Genomic DNA, 2,877 nt, shown 5'->3' on the forward strand with positions numbered 1-2,877 from the left:
CCGCCGTTCCGTGGAGACCCGCGCCCGCCGGATAGGTTGACGCCATGCGCGTGCTCACCGACGCCGACGTCGCCGCCCTGGCCCCAGACCCCATCGCGACGGTCGACCTGGTCGCCGACGCGCTGCGGGCGCGGGCCCGCGGCGAGGGGGACGTCCCGCCGAAGCACACGGTGCACGCCGGACCGCGGGACTCGTTCGCCAACGGGATGTCGGCCACCTGGCCCGAGCGCGGGCTGGTCGGGAACAAGTGGATCACGCTGTTCCCCACCAACGCCGCCCGCGGGCTGCCCACCGCGTCCGGTGTGCTCGTGCTCAACGACGGGCAGACCGGCGTCCCGACGCACCTGATCTCCGCCGCAGAGGTCACGGCGCGACGCACGGCGGCGGTGACCGGCGCGTGCCTGCGTTCGTTGGCCTCCGCGACGGGCCATGCCGCTTACACGGGCGCTGGGGCCCAGGCCCGTTCCCACCTGCAGGTACTCGAGGCGCTCGGCCGGCTCGAGGTCGTCGTCTACGCCCGCCGCGGCGAGGCACGCGAGCAGCTCGCGGACTGGGCGGCCGCGCACGTGCCCTCGGTCGACCTGCACGTCGTGGCGACCCCCGGGGAGGCGGTCCGCGGGGCCGGGGTCGTCATCACCGGCCTGTCCATCGGGATCGACGGGGCCCACCTGGACCCGAGCGACGTCGGGGCGCAGACGTTGCTGCTGCCCATCGACTACGCGAGCTCGGTCGGCCCGGACCTCGCCGCGACGGCGCTGCTGGCCTCCGACGACCTCGACCAGTTCGAGGCCTCCCGGCTCGCCGGCAAGCTGGGGCCGGGCTACCCGGCGGCGACGGCCTGGGACGGTGACCTGCTGGACGGCGACCGCCCGCCGGGGCGGATCGTCTGCCAGAACCTGGGTATGGCGCTCGCCGACCTCGTCGTCGGTGCTGCCGTGGCCCGCGCGGGCGACGCCGCCGACGCCGGTCGGGTCATCGACCTGCGCCGATAGCTGCCCCGCGCCCCGCCCCTGACCGGCTCGGGCCACTCCGTACCGACGGACGACCGTTTCTCTCGGCCCAGCCGCGACACGCCGCGCCGGCCGCGCTTTCGGGGCCAGTCGTGGACCAACGGTCGTTCACCGGTACGGCGTCCTCGGCCGGGTCGTCGACCTGCGCCGGTAGCTGCCCCGCGCCCCGCCCCTGACCGGCTCGGGCCACTCCGTACCGACGGACGACCGTTTCTCTCGGCCCAGCCGCGACACGCCGCGCCGGCCGCGCTTTCGGGGCCAGTCGTGGACCAACGGTCGTCGGCCGGTACGCGACCTCCGGCGGACAAACGGTCGTCGGCCGGTACGCGACCTCCGGTGGACCACGACAAGCCGGACAGCGGCGCGCCACGCGACGCCCGCCGGGCAGGCCTATGGTCGAAGGGTGGTGCAACCCAACTGGATCGACCTCACCGGCGTCGTCAACATGAGGGACGTCGGCGGCATGGTGACGGAGGCGGGCGACGTCGTGCAGGAGCACCGGCTGCTCCGCTCGGACAACCTGCAGGACCTGCCCCCGCGCTCGGTCCGGGTCCTGCTCGAGCAGTACCACCTGACCGACGTGGTCGACCTGCGCACCTTCGTCGAGGTCGCCAAGGAGGGCGACGGACCGCTGGTGCGCGTCCCCCGGGTCCACCTGCACCACTTCACCCTCTACCGCGAGGGCAGCGACGAGTCCGGGATCCCGGCGGCGGAGAAGGCCCTCCCGTGGGAGACGGACAAGAGGCGGGCCCGTGCCGATGCCCGCAACGGGCACCACCACCCGAGCCACGACGAGTTCTGGTCCCAGCACTACCTGCGCTACCTCACCACCCGGCCCGACTCCGTGCTGGCCGCCCTGCATGCCGTCAGCACGAGCGAGGGAGCCGCGATCGTGCACTGCGCCGCCGGCAAGGACCGCACCGGAACCATCGTCGGCCTCGCCCTCAAGCTGGTCGGCGTGGGAGACGAACAGGTCGTCGCCGACTACGCCGCCTCGGCCGAGCGCGTCCCACAGATCCTCGAGCGACTGCGCGCCAAGCCCGCCTACGCGGAGAACCTGCGCGACAAGACCGTTGCGCAGCAGTCACCCCAGCCCGAGACGATGCGCCTGATGCTCGATGCCCTGCGGGCCCGGTTCGGCGGGGTACAGGGCTGGCTCGAACAGGAGGGCTGGACGCCCGCCGACACCGACCGGATGCGCCGCAAGCTGCTCGGCTGAGCGACGGCACACGGGGGTATGCCGCTGGGCCCGGTCGCGCCTGCGAGTCGCCCCTGGTCGCTGGCCCCGCTCCGACCGCACGCGTCCCGCCGGACGACCACCTTTCGCTGTGGGCCCGGGCGCCGAGCACGCACCCGCGCGTGCGCCGGCAAAGGTGGTCGTTCCTACGCACACAGGGGTATGCCGCTGGGCCCGGTCCGCGTCGACCTCGGGCGGCCGTCTCCTCAGGGCACCGGGTCCCGCCACTGAGGTGGTGGGTGCGGCATGGGCTCGTCCTGGCCATCGTCGATGTTGGCGTGGACGTGATCGAGTAGCGCACACAGGTCCTCGATCTGCTGGCTGCTCAGCCCGGTGCGCAGCCGCTGGTCGAACGCCATGGCGACACGACGCATTCGGCGAAAGGCCGCGGCACCGGCCTCGGTGAGCTCGACGCGCTGGATCCGGCGGTTGTCCGGGTCGACACTGCGGGAGACCAGGCCATCGGTCTGCATGGAGTCGAGGTGACGGGTCAGCGTCGCACCCCGGATGCCGACAGCGTCGGCGAGCTCGCGCTGACTGGCGTGCCGGCCGCTCTTGAGCGCAATGAGGACCAGCCAGTAGGGCAACGACCCGTCGACCCTCGCCAGCTCGTCCTGGAAGGCGCGGTTG

At 73.4% G+C, this 2,877-nt stretch carries 3 protein-coding genes; 2 read left to right on the plus strand and 1 reads right to left on the minus strand.

The window, feature by feature from the left end:
* The first annotated feature begins 44 nt into the window (after window positions 1-44).
* Both WMI84_RS17870 and WMI84_RS17875 read left to right on the plus strand, forming a co-directional pair.
* The gene (locus WMI84_RS17870; RefSeq protein ID WP_347355123.1) at window positions 45-992 is read left to right on the plus strand and encodes an ornithine cyclodeaminase family protein; all 948 of its coding nucleotides are present in this window, start codon (window positions 45-47) and stop codon (window positions 990-992) included.
* 421 nt (window positions 993-1,413) lie between these two features.
* Window positions 1,414-2,229: a tyrosine-protein phosphatase gene (locus WMI84_RS17875; protein ID WP_347355124.1), complete on the plus strand. Its 816-nt coding sequence runs from the start codon at window positions 1,414-1,416 to the stop codon at window positions 2,227-2,229.
* Window positions 2,230-2,453: 224 nt separating this feature from the next.
* Here WMI84_RS17875 and WMI84_RS17880 read toward each other — a convergent pair.
* A partial coding sequence (locus WMI84_RS17880) for a MarR family winged helix-turn-helix transcriptional regulator (RefSeq protein WP_347355125.1) occupies window positions 2,454-2,877 on the minus strand: 424 nt, incomplete at its 5' end.

This window comes from Intrasporangium sp., from assembly GCF_039812505.1.
In the GTDB taxonomy this organism is placed as follows: domain Bacteria; phylum Actinomycetota; class Actinomycetes; order Actinomycetales; family Dermatophilaceae; genus Intrasporangium_A.

What these genes read in the sequence shown, in the direction of transcription:
- WMI84_RS17870 (WP_347355123.1), top strand. Translation starts at nt 45, where the DNA reads ATGCGCGTGCTCACCGACGCCGACGTCGCCGCCCTGGCCCCAGACCCC.